This window comes from Corallococcus sicarius (genome assembly GCF_003611735.1).
In the GTDB taxonomy this organism is placed as follows: domain Bacteria; phylum Myxococcota; class Myxococcia; order Myxococcales; family Myxococcaceae; genus Corallococcus; species Corallococcus sicarius.
Map to the genome: position 1 here is coordinate 1 of NZ_RAWG01000106.1, position 19361 is coordinate 19361.

Annotated in this window: 14 protein-coding genes and 1 riboswitch; of the genes, 7 read left to right on the forward strand and 7 right to left on the reverse strand. The window is 68.5% G+C overall.

Going from position 1 to position 19361, the window contains the following annotated elements; all coding sequences use genetic code 11:
- From D7X12_RS18135 to D7X12_RS18145, 3 genes are all read right to left on the reverse strand, one after another.
- Positions 1-162, reverse strand: a 162-nt coding sequence (locus D7X12_RS18135) for a hypothetical protein (RefSeq protein WP_147443711.1), incomplete at its 3' end; no start/stop codon positions are given.
- A 42-nt stretch (positions 163-204) separates the two neighbouring features.
- Positions 205-316, reverse strand: a riboswitch (TPP riboswitch).
- Between the two features lie 285 nt (positions 317-601).
- Positions 602-5089: a tetratricopeptide repeat protein gene (locus D7X12_RS18140; RefSeq protein ID WP_120626527.1), complete on the reverse strand. Its 4488-nt coding sequence runs from the start codon at positions 5087-5089 to the stop codon at positions 602-604.
- A gap of 27 nt (positions 5090-5116) precedes the next feature.
- Positions 5117-5440 carry a trypco2 family protein gene (locus D7X12_RS18145; RefSeq protein ID WP_147443712.1) on the reverse strand — a complete coding sequence of 108 codons (324 nt, stop codon included), beginning with the start codon at positions 5438-5440 and terminating at the stop codon, positions 5117-5119.
- A gap of 327 nt (positions 5441-5767) precedes the next feature.
- Between D7X12_RS18145 and D7X12_RS18150 the strand changes: the two genes are divergently transcribed.
- The gene (locus D7X12_RS18150; RefSeq protein ID WP_120626529.1) at positions 5768-6337 is read left to right on the forward strand and encodes a hypothetical protein; all 570 of its coding nucleotides are present in this window, start codon (positions 5768-5770) and stop codon (positions 6335-6337) included.
- A gap of 70 nt (positions 6338-6407) precedes the next feature.
- Positions 6408-6977 carry a HEAT repeat domain-containing protein gene (locus tag D7X12_RS18155; RefSeq protein ID WP_244224617.1) on the forward strand — a complete coding sequence of 190 codons (570 nt, stop codon included), beginning with the start codon at positions 6408-6410 and terminating at the stop codon, positions 6975-6977.
- Positions 6978-6988: 11 nt separating this feature from the next.
- Here the strand turns inward: D7X12_RS18155 and D7X12_RS18160 are convergent, their stop codons facing one another.
- Genes D7X12_RS18160 through D7X12_RS18170 form a run of 3 tightly spaced genes read right to left on the reverse strand, consistent with a single transcriptional unit; the run spans position 6989 to position 10406 of the window.
- Positions 6989-9277, reverse strand: a complete 2289-nt coding sequence (locus D7X12_RS18160; protein ID WP_120626530.1) for a xanthine dehydrogenase family protein molybdopterin-binding subunit — start codon at positions 9275-9277, stop codon at positions 6989-6991.
- A complete protein-coding gene (locus tag D7X12_RS18165; protein WP_120626531.1) occupies positions 9274-9735 on the reverse strand; it encodes a (2Fe-2S)-binding protein in 462 nt (153 codons plus the stop codon). The genes D7X12_RS18160 and D7X12_RS18165 overlap by 4 nt, the downstream gene beginning before the upstream one ends.
- On the reverse strand, positions 9732-10406 hold the full coding sequence (locus D7X12_RS18170) for an Isoquinoline 1-oxidoreductase subunit (RefSeq protein WP_120626532.1): 675 nt from the start codon (positions 10404-10406) through the stop codon (positions 9732-9734). The genes D7X12_RS18165 and D7X12_RS18170 overlap by 4 nt, the downstream gene beginning before the upstream one ends.
- A 287-nt stretch (positions 10407-10693) precedes the next feature.
- On the opposite strand from D7X12_RS18170, the gene D7X12_RS18175 reads away from it, so the two are divergent.
- Together D7X12_RS18175 and D7X12_RS43745 are read left to right on the forward strand one after the other, a co-directional pair.
- Entirely contained in the window at positions 10694-11059 is a 366-nt protein-coding gene (locus D7X12_RS18175) for a hypothetical protein (RefSeq protein WP_120626533.1), read from the forward strand.
- Positions 11060-11157: 98 nt separating this feature from the next.
- The gene (locus D7X12_RS43745; RefSeq protein ID WP_208719121.1) at positions 11158-12969 is read left to right on the forward strand and encodes a C1 family peptidase; all 1812 of its coding nucleotides are present in this window, start codon (positions 11158-11160) and stop codon (positions 12967-12969) included.
- 22 nt (positions 12970-12991) lie between these two features.
- Here D7X12_RS43745 and D7X12_RS18185 read toward each other — a convergent pair whose 3' ends face one another.
- Positions 12992-13702 carry a siderophore-interacting protein gene (locus tag D7X12_RS18185; RefSeq protein WP_120626534.1) on the reverse strand — a complete coding sequence of 237 codons (711 nt, stop codon included), beginning with the start codon at positions 13700-13702 and terminating at the stop codon, positions 12992-12994.
- Positions 13703-13874: 172 nt separating this feature from the next.
- Here D7X12_RS18185 and D7X12_RS18190 point away from each other — a divergent pair, with 172 nt between their 5' ends.
- From D7X12_RS18190 to aac(3), 3 genes are all read left to right on the forward strand, one after another.
- Positions 13875-15035 (forward strand): dipeptidase, encoded by a 1161-nt coding sequence (locus D7X12_RS18190; RefSeq protein WP_244224618.1) that lies wholly within the window; start codon positions 13875-13877, stop codon positions 15033-15035.
- Positions 15036-15107: 72 nt separating this feature from the next.
- Positions 15108-18512, forward strand: coding sequence for a CHAT domain-containing tetratricopeptide repeat protein (locus tag D7X12_RS18195; protein WP_244224619.1), 3405 nt, complete (start codon positions 15108-15110; stop codon positions 18510-18512).
- Positions 18509-19294, forward strand: coding sequence for an aminoglycoside 3-N-acetyltransferase (gene aac(3) / locus D7X12_RS18200; protein ID WP_120626536.1), 786 nt, complete (start codon positions 18509-18511; stop codon positions 19292-19294). Before D7X12_RS18195 ends, aac(3) begins: the two co-directional genes overlap by 4 nt.
- Positions 19295-19361 lie beyond the last annotated feature (67 nt).

Consider the following 19361-nt stretch of genomic DNA (forward strand, 5'->3'; position numbering starts at 1 on the left):
GTGGTGGCGGGTGGGCGTCTGGGTGATTTCGCGCAGGGGGACGCGGATGTCGGGGTGCAGGGTCCCGGACACGTAGACCTTCTGGGAGGCGGGAAGCGGGCCGCGGCTGATCCCCTCCAGCACCTTCCCGTCGACCTTCAGGCTCTTGGACGCTCCACTCATCGGACGGCTCCTCGTGACGACGAACGGGAGACGGGACGGGCCTGGAGCACCCTTCCGCTTCCCTCCGCCGGTATTAACCGGTTCAGGTTCAAAGGGTCGGACGCGGAAACGCGACCGTCTCAGCCCCCTTCCGGAGGCGCCCCTAGCGACTGGGAGCGATGTAGCGCAGGGGATGGCGGGCTTCAACCCGCGCGGACGTGGACCCGGGGCCAGTGGACGTCAGGTGGCCCTGCAGGGAGGGACTTGCGTCCTCGTGGCGCCCACTGGGATTGCGCATCGGTCCTGTGCTTACACGCCTCACTGACAGGGCGCTGTTCCTGCCGAGGTGAGCTACTTTTGCTGGATCCCGGTAACAGCCATCCTCTGCATCTCCCTCAGCAGCCGGAGCCCGTAAACACAGAAAGAGCGCACGACTCATCTCTGGTCAAATCACAGACGCCTAAGCGGAATCCAAGGGAGGGAAGTTTTCTCCTTGGGGCTGACGTGCCAACTCGGGTTGGTCAGGTAGAATCATTACCGCCTCTTCCATCGCGGCCAGGGCCTCGTCCCGGCGCCCCACCTCGCTCAGCTGGAGCCCCAGGATGCTCAGGCTGGTGGCGAGGGTGGGAAGGAAGTCTTCCGGGCGCTCGCGGGCCAGCGTGCGGTAGTGCTTCACCGCCTCTTGCGTCGCGGCTAGGGCCTCCTCCCGGCGCCCCATCTCGGTCAGCCAATTCCCCAGGTTGTTCAGGCTGGCGGCGAGTTCGGGAAGGAAGTCTTCCGGGCGCTCGCGGGCCAGCGTGCGGTAGTGCTTCACCGCCGCTTCCGTCGCGGCCAGGGCCTCGTCCCAGCGCCCTACCTCGCTCAGCTGGAGCCCCAGGATGCTCAGGCTGGCGGCGAGTTCGGGAAGGAAGGCTTCCGGGCGCTCGCGGGCCAGCGTGCGGTAGTGCTTCACCGCCTCTTCCATCGCGGCCAGGGCCTCGTCCCGGCGCCCCATCTCGCTCAGTTGGAGCCCCAGGATGCTCAGGCTGGCGGCGAGACCAGGAAGGAAGTCTTCCGGGCGCTCGCGGGCCAGCTCGCGGCGAATCTCCACCGCCGCTTCCGTCGCGGCCAGGGCCTCGTCCCAGCGTCCCACCTCGCGCAACCAGTGCCCCAGGTTGACCAAGCTGGCGGCGAGTTCGGGAAGGAAGGCTTCCGGGCGCTCGCGGGCCAGCGTGCGGTAGTGCTTCACCGCCTCTTCCATCGCGGCCAGGGCCTCGTCCCGGCGCCCTACCTCGCTCAACCGGGGCCCCAGGTCGCTCAGGCTGCCAGCGAGTTTGGGAAGGAAGGCTTCCGGGCGCTCGCGGGCCAGCGCGCGGAAGTGCTTCACCGCCGCTTCCGTCGCAGCCAGGGCTTCCTCCCGGCGCCCCACGGCGCTCAAATGAATACCCAGGTTGACCAGGCTGGCGGCGAGTTCGGGAAGGAAGTCTTCCGGGCGCTCGCGGGCCAGCGCGCGGAAGTGCTTCACCGCCTCTTCCGTCGCGGCCAGGGCCTCGTCCCGGCGCCCCGCCTCGATCAACTGGGGCCCCAGGATGCCCAGACTGGCGGCGAGTTTGGGAAGGAAGGCTTCCGGGCGCTCGTGGGCCAGCGCGCGGTAGTGCTTCACCGCCTCCTCCGTCGCAGCCAGGGCCTCGTCTCGGCGCCCTACCTCGCTCAACCGGCGCCCCAGGATAATTATTAGGCTGGCGGCGAGTTCGGGAAGGAAGATTTCCGAGCGCTCGCGGGCCAGCGCGCGGAAGTGCTTCACCGCCTCTTCCGTCGCGGCCAGGGCCTCGTCTCGGCGCCCTACCTCGCTCAAATGAATACCCAGGTCGCTCAGGCTGCCAGCGAGGTCGGGAAGGAAGACTTCCGGACGCTCGCGGGCCAGCGCGCGGATGTGCTTCACCGCCGCTTCCGTCGCGGCCAGGGCCTCGTCCCGGCGCCCCACGTCGCTCAGTTGGAGCCCCAGGATGCCCAGGCTGGCGGCGAGGTCGGGAAGGAAGACTTCCGGACGCTCGCGGGCCAGCGCGCGGAAGTGCTTCACCGCCGCTTCCGTCGCGGCCAGGGCCTCGTCCCGGCGCCCCACGTCGCTCAGTTGGAGCCCCAGGTTGCCGAGGCTATCGGCGAGGTTGGGAAGGAAGGCTTCCGGGCGCTCGCGGGCCAGCGCGCGGTGAATCTCCACCGCCTCTTCCGTCGCGGCCAGGGCTTCCTCCCGGCGCCTCGCCTCACGCAAACCTACGCCCAGGTTGCTCAGGCTCGTAGCGAGGTCGGGAAGGAAGGCCTCCGGGCGCTCGCGGGCCAGCGCGCGGAAGTGCTTCACCGCCTCTTCCCTAACGGCCAGGGCCTCGTCCCGGCGCCCCACGTCGCTCAACCAGTTCCCCAGGTTGCTCAGGCTGCCGGCGAGCTCGGGAAGGAAGGCCTCCGGGCGCTCGCGGGCCAGCGCGCGGTAGTGCTTCACCGCCGCTTCCGTCGCGGCCAGGGCCTCCTCCCGGCGCCCCACCTCGCTCAACTGGGACCCCAGGTTGCTCAGGCTATCGGCGAGACCAGGAAGGAAGGCTTCCGGGCGCTCGCGGGCCAGCGCGCGGAAGTGCTTCACCCCCGCTTCCGTCGCGGCCAGGGCTTCCTCCCGGCGCCCCACCTCGCTCAAATGAATACCCAGGTTGCCGAGGCTACCGGCGAGGTTGGGAAGGAAGGCTTCCGGGCGCTCGCGGGCCAGCGCGCGGTAGTGCTTCACCGCCGCTTCTGTCGCGGCCAGGGCTTCTTCCCGGCGCCCCACCCTGCCCAACCGGGCCCCCAGTTCTATAAGAATTCTGGCCCGCGCGGCGGAGATTGCCCCTTCAGCGTCTACGGACATCTGCTCCAGTTGCTTCTCGGCGACCCAGACAGCCACTTCCCTCAAGGAAACCGTGTGTTCCGGAAGCATTGTCTCCAGTTCCACTGCCAGCGCAGGCGTTCCCTCCCGCTTCAACGCCTCTGACAACACGGTCCCAAGCAACCCGAAGGCACTCTTCTCTCCTAGAGCCAGCGCCACCTCAAGGGCCACACGGGCCCTTTTCCCCAGGTCTTGGTCCAACAGTCGATCCAACCATGGCCGGGTCAGTTCGGGCTTCTGCAACGACAGACTCCCAAGCACCAGGAAGCCGGTCCTGACCGCCGCTTCGCTGGCACCATCGAAGGTGCGCTCGAGGTAGTCCCTATCCGTCTCAGGCTCAAGCAGAACCTTTTCAACAAGCCTCTCGCCCAGCACGTCCGGTTCAAGCCCCCGCAGGTAGCAATCGCGCATCCCCTCTTTTCCACCACATGGGTACAACCACTTCAATGCCTCCAGGAAACAACCATCGGGTGCCTGCGCTTTTTCCAGCGTCGCCCTTGCCTCTTCCGCATCTGAGGCGCCCCCCTTCAGCGTCAATGCAGCCACCGCACGCCGGGCGGCCCTTTGGAAATAGATCCTTCGCGTTCCCGTTTCCCGATTCTGGGCCAACTCCCCCCAAAGCACTTGCTCACGCAATAGAATTTCATCCACCAGCGTTTCTGCGCAAAGATTCAGCCCTTCCACCACGGCCAGCGCAGCCATGTGGATGAAGAGGATGCGTTCAAACCGCGCATCAGAGAGGTCAGGAACTTCGAGAGAGACGTCCTCCTTCTCAAGGTGAGTGGCGAAGGCCCGCCGCGCCAACTCAAAACTCATCACCCGCAGCTCGTCCTCCATCTTGATGGGGAGCAGCCGCGTGGATAGATGCGCATCCAAGAGGTCTCTCAGCGCTTCCGACTGATGCAGCAACTCCCACCAGTCCCCCGATTGCCGGGCCACGAGCGCCACTCTCACTTTCGGGGCGCCCGCCATCCGGCTCTGGAGGAACTCCAGGCGTTTTTCGAGGTCCAGGTATGCTTCGGCCTTGTCCACGGTGATGAAGACCGGGTCGGTGCCTCCAAGAAGTTCCTCCAATCGATCCTGGTATCGCGCCAGACCGATATCTTCCACGGGAGGCAAAAATCCCGCCTGCCAACCCTTGGCTCGAAGCCTTGAGCACCACTCAATGAACAGCCGCGTTTTGCCCAGCCCTTGGGCACCTGTGAACAGCCGGATTCCCAATGAAGCGCTGTCGTCACACCAGTTCTTGAGGCTCTCGAGTTCCGTCTGCCGCGTTTCCTGCTGGAAGGGAACCACCTGGTAGCCAGCGCTCAGCAATCTGCCCAAGCCCGAGGCCTCGCGGGTGCCTTGAGGGCTGCGGTTCTTGTCTGGAGGGTTCCGGATGTTGTCCTGGAGGAAGCGAGGCCCGGGACGGGGTACCTGCTGAAGCGACAGTTCGCCAACCTCTTTTCGGAAGGCCGCGTCCTCCCGTAGCCGTGCGACAGGCATGGCGTAAAGCCGCGTTCCCGCGAACCCTTCCGGTCCCGAAGAGATGAAGCCAATGAGCCGTCCCTCCGCGAACACGGGCCCCCCCGAGAGTCCGCGCCAGGCCTCGGCGGAAAGCGGTGTGCCCGCCGTGATGACAAGTTCGTACTTCCCCTGTTCCCGTCCTCCCTGTGGGCCAAGCGTGCCGTACACATCCGCTGCCTCGCGCAAGTTCCCATGATCGTCCACGAACCTGGCGGCACGCGGGAACCCGGTGCTCTCCCACTCCAGTCGCTTGCTGCGCGTGTAGTCCCCCCATGCCAGCATGCCGCTCAGGGGCATCGTTTCTTTTGACTGGAGCAGGCAACCGTCCAAAGGCTGTGACTCCCAGCTCACCTGGACATCGCGCCAAACGCCTTCCGAAAAACCGACCTCTACCCTGACGGGTGGAGCCTCTCCAACCATCCCTTGAATGACGTGCCGTGCGGTCAGCAGTCGCGTGGGGGTCACCGCATAGGCGGTTCCCACCCGATAGTCCCCTTGCTCGACTTCCACCACCACCTTGGCCAGCCTGGATGAATCAATTCCGCCCGGCATCCGAATTCCCCCTTGGATAGACGCTTGCTACCGCGGCCTTACCTTCTCCTTGTCATTGACGTAGACGTGGTCTCGCTCTGGCCCCGACACCGGCAGGAGCTTGAACTTGAAGGAGTGGACGTCCTTGTGCTCCTGTCTGTATTTGCTACCCAGACTGAGCACATAGAATTTGATTCCTCCTTCGTCCTGTGACTCCCGACTCACTGCGACCTGGAGTTCCAGCTCGACGCCCTCCACCTTGAAGCGCAGGCGCTCGTCGTCCGAAGCACGCTGCGACTTCTCCAATTCCTGGCGCAGGTCCTGAATCATCTGGGCCAGGGGAATTCCCATGCCGGTACGGTCTGCATCCATGAATAGCCTCCCGAAGTGACTTAAGGACCCGTCCCCCCCGGGGCCAACAGGCACCCGGACGAGCCACCTACGCTCGGACCACCCCACGGGAGAGCATCTGCCCCCTGCTGCTGCCCCGACTCCCACATCGGAGCCGGACCTGCCCGGGTCGACAGGGCCCGACGCAGCGTTGTCTCGGTCTATTCCAGCGCTGCGCAGCGTCACGCGGATCGTCATCTTCAATGTGGCCGGGGAACGGGTCCGGGGGTCTTGTTCCTGACGGTGCAGACCGTGAGTGGGGCCGCAGGCCGGGCGTGCCCCTCGCTTCCTTCCCAAGAAGAGTCCCCCATGCTGCTGAGCCGCGTCCTCCCGTTGGTGCTGTGCGTCACCCTGTCGCTCATCGGCTGCGGAGGCGACCCGGTGTCGTACTCGGCGCCCGTCGGCATCAACCTCAAGGCCAAATCGTCCGACACCGCCAACGCCACCGTCACCTCCCAGAAGGGCATCTCGACCGAGTCGGGCAACCCCTACAAGGTCTTCGTCGATGAGGCGCGCGAGGGGCTGGACGGCAAGTCGCCGTCTCGCGTGGAGCTCACGAACCTGACGCTCACCCTGGGCGCGGGAAGCGTGGGCGTGACCTCCCTGGCGGACGTGTTCACCGGCCGAGTGGAGGTGCTCTTCCTCATGGAAGAGTCCAACAACACCTACGTCGCCGGCCACGTGGAGAACCCCACGGGCACCGGGCCGGTGACACTTGAGGTCGACTTCGATTCCGAGGCGATGCCGGACGCCGACTACACGCGCTTCCTGGCAGGCAAGTTCAACGTCGTGCTGCGCGGCCCGGCCGCGGCCAGCTTCACGACCAAGGGCGCGGAAGTGGACTTCCAGTCCACGTTCTCCTTCTCCGCGTTCGAGTAGCGCTTCACTGCCTTGCACGAGCGCCTGCGGTAGCTTCCGCTCAGGCGCAGGACGTGCCAAGGGAGTGCGCATGGATGGGCCTCTGCCGCTGTCACACGAGCAACGTGAATCCGCACTGAAGGATCTCGTAGGGTCGGACCGCGTTGCCATGGTGGAAGCCGCCAGGCTTCTTTCGTCCGACACGTCGACCACGGCCCGACTGCTCGAGCTACTCGCGACGGAGGCTCGCGTTGAGACGCGGCACGCCATTCTCCATTCGCTGACCTGGCACAGTGCCCCCGAGACGTGGGGCCTCATGGTCCGCATCCTCGAAGACCGTGGAGAGGATCCCAAGGTCCGGGGTCAAGCCGCGGAGGGCCTCGCCTATATGTTCCCCGAGACGGCAACGGGGACCGACGCGTTTGAAGCAGGGGTCAAGGCCTTGCTCGATGCCAGCAAGGACCCCTCACCCGAGGTTCGCTATTGCGCTGCCTTTGCACTGGGCGCAGCGGGGCATCCGCCGCTCGCGCCCGTGCTCAAGGCGCTGCTTGAAGACTCCACCCCGGTACCGGGGTGGGTGGGCACCGTGGGCGACGCGGCTGCCAGGGCACTCGAAACGTTCGACCAGGATTGCGCGAAGCGCCGTCAGCGCGGGCCCTGAGCGGCGCCCGCTCACACCTTCACGGTCTTTACCAGCGGCAGCTCCCGCACCCGTGTCCCTGTGAGCGCGAACACCGCGTTCGCCAGGGCCGGGGCCACGGGGGGCACTCCGGGCTCGCCGATGCCTCCGGGGCGACCGTCGCTCGGGATGATGTCCACGTGGATCTTCCTCGGCGTCTCCGCGATGCGCGCCAGGCGGTAGTCCCGGAAGTTGCTCTCCACCGTGGCGCCGTCCTTCATCGTGATCTGGCCGTACAGCCCCAGGCTCAGGCCGAACACCACCGCGCCCTCCATCTGCGCCCGCACGCGCTCCATGTTCACGATGGTGCCCGCGTCCGCGACGATCCACGCCTCGTCCACCCGGATGTGCTCGTTCGCGTCCTTCACCACCGACACCACCACCGCCACGTACGTCAGGAAGCTGCGGTGCGCCGCCAGCCCCAGCGCCCTTCCCTGCTGCTTGCGCTCGTCCCAACGCGCCAGCCCCGTCACGCGCTCGATCACGCGCCGCAGCCGCGTCGTGTCCACCGGGTGCTCGTCCAGCGACTGGCCGTAGTTCGGCACCTTCGCCACGCCCAGGTCCTTCGGCGTCACGATGCGGGACGGCCCCAGCACCTCCAGCAGCGTGTCTCGCGGATCCGTGCCCTTCGCGTGCGCCAGCTCGTCGATGAAGCTCTGCACCGCGAACGCGTGGTAGATGTTCGCCACCGAGCGCAGCCAGCCGATGCGCGTGTGCGCCCGCGCCTCGCAGTTCTCCATCCGGATGTCCGGGATGGCCAGCGGCAAATCCAGGATGCCCTGCCCCATCTCCCCGTCCCCCGCGAACGTCGCGTCGGAGAACGTGGAGCCAATCGGCGGGAACGCGATGCGCTGGTGCCACGCCACCACCTTGCCGCTCGCGTCCAGGCCCGCCTCCAGCCGCTGCGCGCTCGTCGAGTGGTAGTAGTCGTGGCGTACGTCGTCCTCGCGCGTCCACTGCACGCGCACCGGCTTGCCCACCGCCTTCGACAACAGCGCCGCCTCCACCACGTAGTCCGGCTTCGACTTGCGGCCGAACCCGCCGCCCAGCAACGTCACGTGGATCATCACCTTCGACGGATCCATCCCCAGCGCCTTCGCCACCTCGCTGCGCGCGGCCTGCGGGTTCTGCGTCGTCGCCCACACCTCGCAGGTGCCGTGCTCCACGCGAGCCACCGCGGCGGGCGGCTCCATGGGCGCGTGCGCCAGGTGCGGCGTGTTGTACGTGGCCTGCACGCGCTTCGCGGCCTTCGCCAGCGCGGCCTCCGCGTCACCGACGTTGCGCACCACCTTGCCCGGCTTTCCAATCACCTCCAGCAGCTGCTCGCGGTACGCCTCCGAGTCGTAGGTCGCGTTGTCCCCGCCCTCCCACGTCACGTCCAGCGCCGCGCGGCCCCGCATCGCCGCCCAGGTGTGCTCCGCCACCACCGCCAGCCCTCCCAGCGGCTGGAACAGGAACGGCTTTGTCGCGGCCGGCAGCTCCACCACCTTCAGCACGCCCGGCACCGCCAGCGTCTTCGTCGCGTCGTAGCGGGCCACCTTGCCACCCGCCACGGGCGGACGCGCGATGACGGCGGTGACCATGAAGGGCAGGCTGATATCCGCGCCGAAGGTCGCGTGCCCCCGCACGATGTCCGGACCATCCAGCAGCGGCAGCTCCTTGCCCAGGTGCTTGAGCTCGCTGCGCGGCCGCAACGTCACCGCCTGCTTCTCCGGCACCTTCAGCTTCGCCGCGTCGGTGGCCAGCTCCCCGAACTTGAGCACCCGCTGGGTGCCCTTGTGGAAGACGGCGTGGTCGCGCGCCTCGCACTCCGCGGGTGACACCTTCCAGCGCTTCGCCGCCACCGCCACCAACATGGTGCGCGCCGTCGCGCCCGCGTAGCGCAGGTCGTCGAAGATCTTCCGCACGCTGCTGGAGCCGTCCGTGTTCTGGTCGCCGTACGCCGCGTCGCCGTCACCCTGGACGACCTTCACGTGGGCCATGTCCGCGCCCAGCTCGTCCGCGATGAGCACCGGCAGCGAGCTGCGCACGCCCTGCCCCATCTCCGAACGGTGACACACGATGGTCACCCGCCCGTCCGGCGCCACGTGCACGAACACGTTCGCCCGCAGGCCGTTCGCCGGGATCTCCGGGAGCGACGTGGGCATGGGCATGGGGCTCGCGTCCGCCCTGGAGGGCAGCACCACCTCCAGGCCCAGCCCCGCGGCCACCAGGCCCAGCCCTTCGAGCACGGAGCGGCGCGACAGCCGGATGTGCACGTCCTGCTTGTTCGGAGCGCTCATTCGTTCGGGAGTCCTGCCGCCTTCTTCACGGCGGAGCGGATGCGCGTGTACGTCCCGCAGCGGCACAGGTTGCCCGCCAGCGATTGATCAATCTCCGCGTCGGTGGGCTTCGGCTTCTTCGCCAGCAGCGCCGCCGCCGTCATGATCTGCCCGGCCTGACAGAAGCCACACTGCGGCACCGCCAGCTCCACCCACGCCTTCTGCAAGGGGTGCGAGCCGTCCGGCGACAGACCCTCGATGGTCATCACGTCGCGCCCCTCCGCGCGCCGCACCGGCGTCACGCACGAGCGCACCGCCGCGCCGTCGATGTGCACCACGCACGCTCCACAGAGCGCCTGGCCACAGCCGTACTTCGTCCCCGTCAACGTCAGCAGGTCGCGCAGCGCCCAGAGCAACGGCATCTCCGGATCCACATCGAGGTCGTGCTGGGTTCCATTCACGCGCAGGCGGATGCTCACGGTTGACTCTCCTCGCGCGGGCACTCCGCGCCGTCCTTCACCCACGCGGCCATCAGGGCCCCGTACTCCGCCTGCGTCCCCGGTGCCGGCACCCGGCCGTCACCCGGCTTCCAACCCCAGCCCACCAGCGCGTCATGCGCGGAGTGTTCGACGATCTCCGCCAGGCTCTTGCCCCCGTTGCGCGCCGGGTCCTTCAACTGCTCGCACAGGGAGCGGGGCGTGCGCCCCTGCCAGGCCATCACCTTGGGCGCGAGGTGCCACTGGGGCGCACCGGGAACTCGCGCCAGCTCCACGTTTCGGTCCTGGTGGCAGGAGGTGCACTCCAGGCCCGGCACGCCCTGGTCCGCGGGGCCTCGGGCCACCGGCGGGTCGTGGACCCGGAAGTCATCACCCTGCGTCGGGGTGTCACCCGCGGGATGGCAGTTGGCGCACCGGGGGTGGAACATCACCCGGCTCGCCTCCAGGAACAGCGCCCGCGAGCGCTCCTTCTTGTCACCAATGGAGGAGAAGGCCTGCGGCGCACGGAGCGCCTGGGCGTCTGCTGGCGGCAGCTTCGTCGCGGTGGAGTGGGCGGCGCGGCCTCCGCACCCGGCTCCGAAGGCGAGCGACAACATCACTCCCGCCGCACCCGCACCCAGGACGATCCCCAGTGCTTTCGAGCGAAGACTCATCGTGCCCCGTCCTCCCATCCCACCGACCCGAGGTCGTGATGCGGCGAGCCTGACAAAAAGCCGCCTGCGTCGCGCAGGAATTCGTCAGCGCACACCACATTCCCGCCTCCGCGTGAGCAGTGAAGCAGGCAGGCGAGGGCCGTGCGTGTCTTGCTGACACGGCGGGCGCACGGGATTGACGGATTGTCTTTCGGAGGCCGAGGAGACGCCGCGCAAGTCCCTGGAATCGCGTGAGTGGAGGCCTGGAACGGCAAGTGTATTGGGAAGCGCGCAAGGAGATAGCCGCCATGCGCCAGAGCCCCGTGTCGTCCGTGTTCTCCCTCACCCGCCTCTTCATCGAGCAGTGCGCCCGCTGGAGGCTGCGTGAGGAGGTCATCGCGTTCATCCTCGAGTTCGGCACACCGGCCCGCGCATGCGGTGCCACCCACCTCACCGTGCACGAGCGCGACCTGCCCTGGTCCTTGCGCGAGTCATCCCTGGCGCGACAGGCGCGCGGGTGGATCCTCATCCTCAACGACGAGGACCGGATCCTCACCTGCTACCGCCGAAGAGACGCCTCGCGCTTCCTGCGACAGAAGCCCAAGCGCCGCCCCGCCGGAGTCAGCCGTGGCCGCGAGGACACACTGCGCGGCCTGCACTTCGCGCCAGCGTGATTCCGGTCATCGGTCGGAGCGCCATGGCCTTGGCGGCTTGGGCCTTCCTTTGAAGCCAGGACGCCACAGGTTCAAGGGGATCAGGGATGGGGAGCACCATGAGCTACAAGATTCCAAGAATGGGTTGGCTACCGGATCCGCTCGACCCCCGCGACCTCACGGTGCGGGCTCCGGAAGTGGCGCGTTCGCTGGATGCCATCATGCCGCGGCTCTCCCCCCGGGGAGCGGTGGTGGCGGCGGCGGCTGGCGCGGTCGCCACCTCGGCAGGGCCGCTGCGGGTGGACCTGCGCAAGTGGTGCTCGTTGGTGGAGGACCAGGGGAATGTCGGCTCCTGCACGGCGAATGCAGTGGTCGGCGCGTACGAATACTTCCAGCGGCGGACGACGGGCGAGAACGTGGAGGCGTCGCGCTTCTTCCTCTACCGGGCGACGCGGCGGCTGCTGGGCTGGGAGGGCCGGGGCGACACGGGCGCCTTCATCCGCAGCACCATTCGCGCGCTGCGCCTCTTCGGCGTCCCCCCCGAGGAGTACTGGCCCTACAACGAGCAGGACTTCGACCGCGAGCCCCAGGCCTTCCAGTACGCCTTCGCGCAGAACTTCCGGGCCATCCAGTACTTCCGCATCGAGGAGCAGATCGGACAACTGAAGAGCGCGCTGGATTCCGGGCTGCCGTTCGCCTTCGGCTTCACCTGCTTCACCTCCATGTTCACGCCGCAGGTGAGGGCGAGCGGAGTCATCCCGTATCCGAATCCCAAGGAGGGCGTCGAGGGAGGCCACGCCGTGCTCGCGGTGGGCTACACCGACTCCCACGTGCTCATCCGCAACAGCTGGGGCGAGGAGTGGGGGGTGGACGGCTACGGCTTCCTGCCGTGGACGTTCTTCGACCGGAGCCGCCCGCTGGCAACGGATTGCTGGGCGCTCGTGAACGCCTCCATCGTTCCTCCGGAGGAGGTGACCCTGGAGCCGGCGGCTCAGGGCATGGGGCACAAGCGCAGCGCGAGCGCGGACGGGCGGCAGCAGCGCCGCGAGCCACCGCTCATCCAGGTGGTCCGGGGCAATGATCCTCACGCCGAGATCCCCGTCCGGCTCACGCAGACGGGCGTGAAGACGGTTGATGACGGCCTGGAGATCGGGCTCCGCTCGACCCAGGAGGACATCTCGGTCACGTTGCGCGGCGTGAGCATCACCCCGTCCTTCGACTTCACCCTGTTGAAACAGGCTTCCGACGAGCTCTACCTCGTCGGGCTCGCATGGGATCTGTCGGACCAGCCACCGCGGCTCATCGCCCCGGCGGACCCGTCAGACTCCGAGCAGCTGAAGGGCATCTTCCGGCAGAGTGCAGCAGGCGGAGAGATCCGCTTCGGAAATGGCGGCCTCCCAGTGTGGAAGGGGGCGCCCGTGATCGGCGCGCTCTACCTGCACCTCCTGCTCGTGGAGAGCACCCGGGGCGCGGAGGCGCTGGGCAAGGCGCTGCGCGACGTGCAGGAACTCGTGAAGGAGAGCGACCTGATTCCGGCCCTGGGCCGACTCGGATCCGGGGTCTCGGCCGAGCCCCTCGTGCAGACGGAGGAGGCGGCGCACCGGCTGTTGGGCGAAATGACCGCGGTGTTCGAGAAGCAGGGGCACGTCATTCCCCTCTTCCAGGGGGTGTTCGGGGCGAACGCCTTCCTCCGGGGACAGACGGATGTCTATGATCAGCTGGGCATCGTGATCGAACTCGAGCGGACCCGCGAGGACGAGCCCCGGGGCGCCGCGGAGCCACGACTCACGGCGCTGCAGAAGATGCAGATGGCGGTCGCGGAGGAGCGCCAGCGCCGCCTCAGCAAGGGCGCCGAGCCCACGGCGGGCGTCACCCCCGGGAAGTCGGAGGAGCCGGTGGCTCCGAGAAGGCCCAGCGGGCCACACGCCTGAGGTCCCCCGCCGGGTTCCGAGGTCAGTCGAGCCCCGCCTTGCCCACCGCCCAGTAGGCCTTCACCTTCGGCGTGGCGCGCTCGCCGTCGCCCTTGAGCCTTGAGCGCAGGGCCTGGATGGACTGCGCCCGTCCTGTCATCACGAGCGTCGCGTCCGGCTTCGCGCGCAGCGCCTCGCGCAGCCTCTCGTGGACCTGGGCCAGGTGCGCATCCCCTGCCTGGCGCTCCACGTCCTGGCCCTCGAAGCCCAGCTCGCGCAGCGCGGGCTGGCAGTCCTCGCGGTTCGACACCTCGAAGACGGGGGTGACGTCTCGCTTCGCCGCGGTCCGGAAGGCGTGCGCCACCGCGAAGGACGTTTCGTCACCGAAGAGCACCACCGGGGCCGCGCCCTCGGCCAACACCAGCGAACGCCGGGGCCCGAAGAACTGGACCGCGTCCCCCACCTTCACGTCGCGTCCCCACTTCGCTCCGGGACTGTCGCCGTGCAGGTACACGAGGAAGGACGTGGCGCCGCGCTGCTCGTCCCATGACAGGGGCGTGTACGTGCGCATGCCAAGGCCTGGCAGGTACACCTGCACCTTGTCACCGGGAGTCCATCCCTGCCCTCTCAAGGCCGGGCCTTCGCAGTCCACCTGGCGGAAGGCTCGCGACACCTCGCGCACCCGCGTCACCTGGGAGTCGTGGAAGAGGAAGCGCCCGAGGACGCTTCCCAGCAGTGCCTTCGCGGATGCCATGGAAACCTCTCCTTCGTCAGGCACTCTCATACGCTGCCCACACGCTCCGGCCTTGTGAAGTTGCGTGAAGTGTCGCTATGCGAAGGCCATGAGATTGACCTCCGCGCTTCTCAGCCTCTTGCTGCTCGCAGCCCCAGCCTGCACCCATGGCCCGTCCGTCCAGGGGGCCCCCGTGGACCTCGCCGAGCAGGGCCGTGCGCTCGCCCGGCGCATCATCATCGCGGATGGCCACATCGACGTGCCCTACCGCCTCCGGGAGAAGCTGGGACCGGATGGGGCACCGACCGAGGACATCTCCCTGCGCACCGCTGGCGGCGACTTCGATTACCCGCGCGCCGTGGAGGGCGGGTTCGACGTGGCGTTCATGTCCATCTTCATCCCCGCCGAGTACCAGACGAAGGGTGGGGCCAAGGCCCTCGCGGACTCGCTCATCGACATGATGGAGAAGGTCGCCCTCCGTTCACCCGCGAAGTTCGCGATGGCCCACTCCGTCGAGGAGGCCCGGCGCAACTCCGCGTCAGGCAAGGTCTCCTTCGCGCTGGGGATCGAGAATGGCGCAGCCCTCGAGGACCGGCTGGAGAACGTCAGCCACTTCCAGCAGCGCGGCGTGCGCTACATCACGCTCACACACTCCGAGGACAACCTGATCAGCGATGCGTCCTCCAGTCAGGGCAAGGGCACCTGGAACGGGCTCAGTCCTTTCGGCAAGCAGGTGGTGGCCGAGATGAACCGCGTGGGCATCATGGTCGATGTCGCGCACCTCTCCGACGAGGCCATCCGGCAGGCCGTGGAGCTGAGCCAGGTGCCTGTCATCGCCTCGCACTCGTCATCCCGTCACTTCACGCCCGGCTTCATCCGCAACATCCCCGATGAGCTGATCCGCGCCGTGGCCGCGAAGGGGGGCGTGGTGATGATCAACTTCGGCTCGAAGTTCCTCACCCCGGCCGTCATGACCTACGAACAGCAGCTCGACGCGGCGCTCCAGGCCTGGGGCCAGCAGCAGGGCCTGACGAAGGACAGCCCCGAGATGAAGGCCTACTTCGAGTCCTACGTGCGCGAGCACCCCCTCCCCCTCGCCCGGGTGGAGGACGTGGCGGACCACGTGGACCATGTCGTGAAGCTGGTGGGCATCGACCACGTGGGGCTGGGCTCCGACTTCGATGGCGTGGGCCCCTCGCTGCCCATCGGGCTCAAGGACGTCTCCCAGTACCCGAACCTCTTCCGCGTCCTGCTGGAGCGCGGCTACAGCGAGGCCGACATCGAGAAGATCGCCTCGGGCAATGTCTTCCGCGTGTGGCGGCGGGTGGAGGACTTCGCCGCGCAGCGCCGCTGACCTCCCGGGCGGCCCTGGATTTCTCTGCATGATTCTCCGGCCCACCGGCTCCATGGGGTTGAGGGGACCTACATGCGGCAGTTTCTCCTGGGGCTGATGTTGGTGACGGTGTGCTGTTCGGAAGGCGCGGCCGCCGGGGTGGCGCCACCGGAGGCTCGCCTGCTGGGGGCCCGGGCGGCCTTCGACGAGGCGAACACGCTCTGGGACGCGGGGCGGTACGCCGAGGCCGTCTCGCGCGACGAACAGGCGCTCGCGGGGTTCGAGGCCGCGCTCGGGAGCACGCATCCCGAGGTCGCCAGGTGCCTGGACCTGCTCGGACGTCATCTCCTGCTCCAGGGGAGCTCCGCGCGGGCCGAACCGCTCCTGCTGCGCGCGTTGGCGCTTCGGGAGACGGCCCTGGGCAAGAACGCCCCGGAGGTCGCACAAACGCTCACCACCCTCGGCGACCTCTATGCGGCGCAGCACCTGTACGCGCGCGCCGAGCCGCTCCAGGTGCACGCGCTCGCCATCCGGGAGGCGGCCTTCGGCAAGGAGCACCCCCTCGTCGCCGAGCCGCTCAACGACCTCGCCAACCTCTACCTTGCCCAGGACCACTACGCGCGCGCGGAGCCGCTCTATGTGCGCGCGCTTGCGATCCGGGAGGCGGCCCTGGGCAGGGACCATCCGGACGTGGCTCAAACGCTCCATGACCTCGCCGGTCTCTACCACCAGCAGATGTTCTACAGCCGGGCCGAGCCGCTCTATGTCCGCGCGGTGGCCATCTGGGAAGCGGCCCTGGGCAAGGACCATCCCCTCGTCGCGGATCCGCTCTACTGGCTTGCCGTCCTCTACCAGCAGCAGGGATTGCGCGCGCGTGCCCAGCCCCTCCTTGATCGCGCGCTGGCCATCTCGGAGACGGCCCTCGGCAAGAACCCTCTCGACCTCGCCTCCCTGCTCGACAAACTCGGAACCCTCTACTGGGGGCATCGGAGGTTCACCGGAGCCCAGCCCCTCTTCGAGCGCGCGCTGGCCCTTCGGGAGGCGACCCTCGGCGGAAGCCATCCCCTCGTCGCCGAGTCACTCTCCGGTCTCGCTGCCAATCATCAACTCCAGGGGTCGTACGCCCAGGCCGAGCCGCTCCATGAGCGTGCGCTGGCCATCCGGGAAGCCGCCCTCGGCAGGGACCATCAGCTCGTCGGCTACTCACTCAGCGACCTCGCCAGCCTCTACGTGGAGCAAGGGCTGCACACCCGTGCTCAGCCCCTCCTCGAGCGTGCGCTGACCCTTCGGCGAGCGGCCCTGGGCGAGAACCATCCCTACGTCGCCGACGACCTCGTCGCTCTCGCCAACGTCTACGTCGCCCAGGGGTCGTATCGCCGTGCCGAGCCACTCCTCCTACGGGGACTGGCGATCATGGAATCGGTCTGCGGCGAGCGCCATCCCACCGTCGCCAGATACCTCAGCGACCTCGCCAACCTCTACGTGGCCCAGGGGTCGTATCGCCGTGCCGCGCCGCTTCATGCGCGTGCGCTGGCCATTCGGGAAGCAGCCCTCGGCAAGTCGGATGTCGGCGTCGCCCTTTCTCTCAACGACCTCGCCCGACTCGACCTCGCCCGGGGGGCATACGCAGATGCCGGGCCGAACCTCGAGCGCGCACTGGCCATCCTGGAAGGAACGCTCGGCCAGAAACATCCCCTTGTCGCCGAGGCCCTCAACCACCTCGCCAGGGTCCGTCTGGGCCAGCATCGCCTCACCGAAGCCCTACCACTGCTCACGCGAGCCTTCACCCTGTCAGAGCAGCGTCTGCGCGAGGAGGCACTCGGCTTCTCCGAGTCGCGCCTCGCGAGCTTCCTCCAGGTCCTGCGCAGGGATGAAGAACGGCTCTATGCACTGCTGCGCGCACACCCGGACGACGCCCGCGTGCGACGCCTGGCGCTCAGCGCCGCCCTGCTCCTCAAGGGCCGCTCCGTCGAGGAGACTGCCGATATCTCCCGGACCGTCTACCGGAGCCTGGGCGCGGAGGATCGCGACACCTTCGCGCGGCTGAGGGGGCTGCGCACCCAGTTGGCCCAATTGTCACTCCAGGGCCCCGGCCCGCTGGCCTCGCGGGCCTACCAGGAGCGACTCGAAGAACTGTCTGAGCAGGGCGCGGCGCTCGAAGCCGACCTGGCCCGGCGCTCCGCATCCCTGCGCTCGCTGACCGCGCTGCCGGCGCCCGCGGAGATCGTCGACCGTGTCGCCGCGGCCCTCCCTGGAGACGCTGCGCTCGTCGAGTTCGTCACCTATGCGGAGCCGTCACGGGTGTCTGGCGCCGACACCACCGGGTCCCGACCTCCCAGGCCCCTGCGCTACCTGGCGCTGGTGCTCTTCCCTGACGCGACCACGCGCGCGCTGGACCTGGGACCCGCCGGGCCCATCGACCTGGCCGCCTCTCGGCTGAGGGATGCCCTGGCCAACCGGGACGCCTCCTTCGAAGCGCCCGCCCAGGCGCTCTACCAGCTCGCCTTCCAGCCCCTGCTGCCGTTGCTGGGGAAGACCCGCCGCGTCTTCCTTTCGCCGGAGGGCCAGCTCGCGCTGGTGCCCTTCGCCGCCCTGCACGATGGCCAGCGGTTCCTGGTGGATGCCTTTGACTTCACCTACCTCCCCTCGGGCAAGGACCTGCTGCCGCACCCACGGGAGGGCGTGCCCCCTGGCTCCGTGGTCGTCCTCGCGAACCCGGACTTCGACACCGCGCGCTCCGCGCTCCCGGAGGCCCGGAGAGACGCGCCCGCGCTTCGCAAGGAGCTGGCGCGAAGGGGCTGGGCCCCCACCCCACTGCCCGGCACGCGCCAGGAGGCCGAGGCCATCCAGCGCCTGCTTCCGCAGGCCCAGCTCTTCATGGGCCCTGAAGCCACCAAGGAACGCCTGCTGCGACTGCCGACCCCCGGCATCCTCCACCTCGCCACCCATGGCTTCTTCCTGGAGGACGCGCCCGAGCCCACCGGCTCCCGCGCGGTCATCCACTTCGGTGCGCTGGGCGAGGATCCCCAGGCATCGAATCCCGCCGACCCCTTGCTGCGCTCCGGCCTCGTCTTCGCGGGGGCGCGCGACCCGGCGTCCTCCGGCGCGAGTCAGGCCCCGTCGTCCGGCAGCGCGCTGGTGACGGCGCTGGAGCTGGCGGGCCTCGACCTGTGGGGCACGCAGCTCGTCGTCCTGTCCGCGTGCGACACCGGCCGAGGTGACGTCAAGCTGGGTCAGGGCGTGTACGGGCTGCGCCGGGCCTTCCTCGTGGCGGGAGCGGAGACGGTGGTGATGAGCCTTTGGAAGGTGGATGACCAGACAACGAGCACGCTGATGGAGGCCTACTACCGCCACCTGCTGGCGGGGCAAGGCAGGGCCGCGGCCCTGCGCGAGGCGATGCTGGAGTTGCGCCGGACCCAATCGCATCCACATGCCTGGGCGCCCTTCATCACCATGGGGCAAGCTACGCCCCTTCGCCTGGCAAGGAACCCACCATGACCACCCCCTGGACCCGCGCAGTGCTTGCCGAACAGCTCCGGACGCTGGGGCTCGAACCCGGTGACGCAGTGCTGACCCATGCGGGCCTGCGCTCCGTGGGCCGCATCCTGGGCGGGCCTGACGCACTGATCGCCGCCATCGGTGATGTGCTGGGACCGGAGGGCACGTTGCTCGGCTATTGCGACTGGCAGCTGGAAGACGAGGTCCGCGACGATCCCTCGCTGCGCGACCAGATTCCTCCGTTTGATCCGCTCCGCTCCCGTTCCATCCGCGACAACGGCGCCTTCCCGGAGCTGCTTCGCACCACTCCCGGCGCGGAGCGCAGCGGCAATCCCGGTGCCTCGTGCGCGGCCCTGGGCGGCCGCGCGGACTGGTTCACGTCCGACCACGCGCTCGACTACGGCTATGGCCCGCAGTCCCCTTTCGGAAAGCTGGTCGCCTCGGGGGGCAAGAGCCTGATGCTCGGGGCACCGCTGGACACCATGACGCTGCTCCATCACGCGGAGCACCTGGCGGACCTCCCCCACAAGCGCATCCTCCGCTACGAGGCGCCGCTCCTCATCGAGGGCCGGACGGTCTGGCGCGCGTTCGAGGAGTTCGACACCGGCAATCCCGTGGTGGAGGGGCTCGCGGAGGACTTCTTCGCGGAGGTCGTCGAGTCCTTCCTCGCCACCGGCCAGGGCCGGCGCGGACGGATTGGCGATGCGCCCTCCGTGCTGGTCGAAGCCCGACCCATGGTGGCCTTCGCCGTCGATTGGCTGGAGCACCGCTTCCGCGCCTGAACAGACTGTGTCCTCACAGCGGCGTCAGACCCATCCACCGGGGAGGGACGGACGGGCGTGGGCGCCC

Bases quoted from the DNA above. Each gene is read 5' to 3' on its own strand.
- D7X12_RS18140 (WP_120626527.1), bottom strand. From the start codon at position 5,089: ATGCCGGGCGGAATTGATTCATCCAGGCTGGCCAAGGTGGTGGTGGAA.
- D7X12_RS18145 (WP_147443712.1), bottom strand. From the start codon at position 5,440: ATGGATGCAGACCGTACCGGCATGGGAATTCCCCTGGCCCAGATGATT.
- D7X12_RS18150 (WP_120626529.1), top strand. From the start codon at position 5,768: ATGCTGCTGAGCCGCGTCCTCCCGTTGGTGCTGTGCGTCACCCTGTCG.
- D7X12_RS18155 (WP_244224617.1), top strand. From the start codon at position 6,408: ATGGATGGGCCTCTGCCGCTGTCACACGAGCAACGTGAATCCGCACTG.
- D7X12_RS18160 (WP_120626530.1), bottom strand. From the start codon at position 9,277: ATGAGCGCTCCGAACAAGCAGGACGTGCACATCCGGCTGTCGCGCCGC.
- D7X12_RS18170 (WP_120626532.1), bottom strand. From the start codon at position 10,406: ATGAGTCTTCGCTCGAAAGCACTGGGGATCGTCCTGGGTGCGGGTGCG.
- D7X12_RS18175 (WP_120626533.1), top strand. From the start codon at position 10,694: ATGCGCCAGAGCCCCGTGTCGTCCGTGTTCTCCCTCACCCGCCTCTTC.
- D7X12_RS43745 (WP_208719121.1), top strand. From the start codon at position 11,158: ATGAGCTACAAGATTCCAAGAATGGGTTGGCTACCGGATCCGCTCGAC.
- D7X12_RS18185 (WP_120626534.1), bottom strand. From the start codon at position 13,702: ATGGCATCCGCGAAGGCACTGCTGGGAAGCGTCCTCGGGCGCTTCCTC.
- D7X12_RS18195 (WP_244224619.1), top strand. From the start codon at position 15,108: ATGCGGCAGTTTCTCCTGGGGCTGATGTTGGTGACGGTGTGCTGTTCG.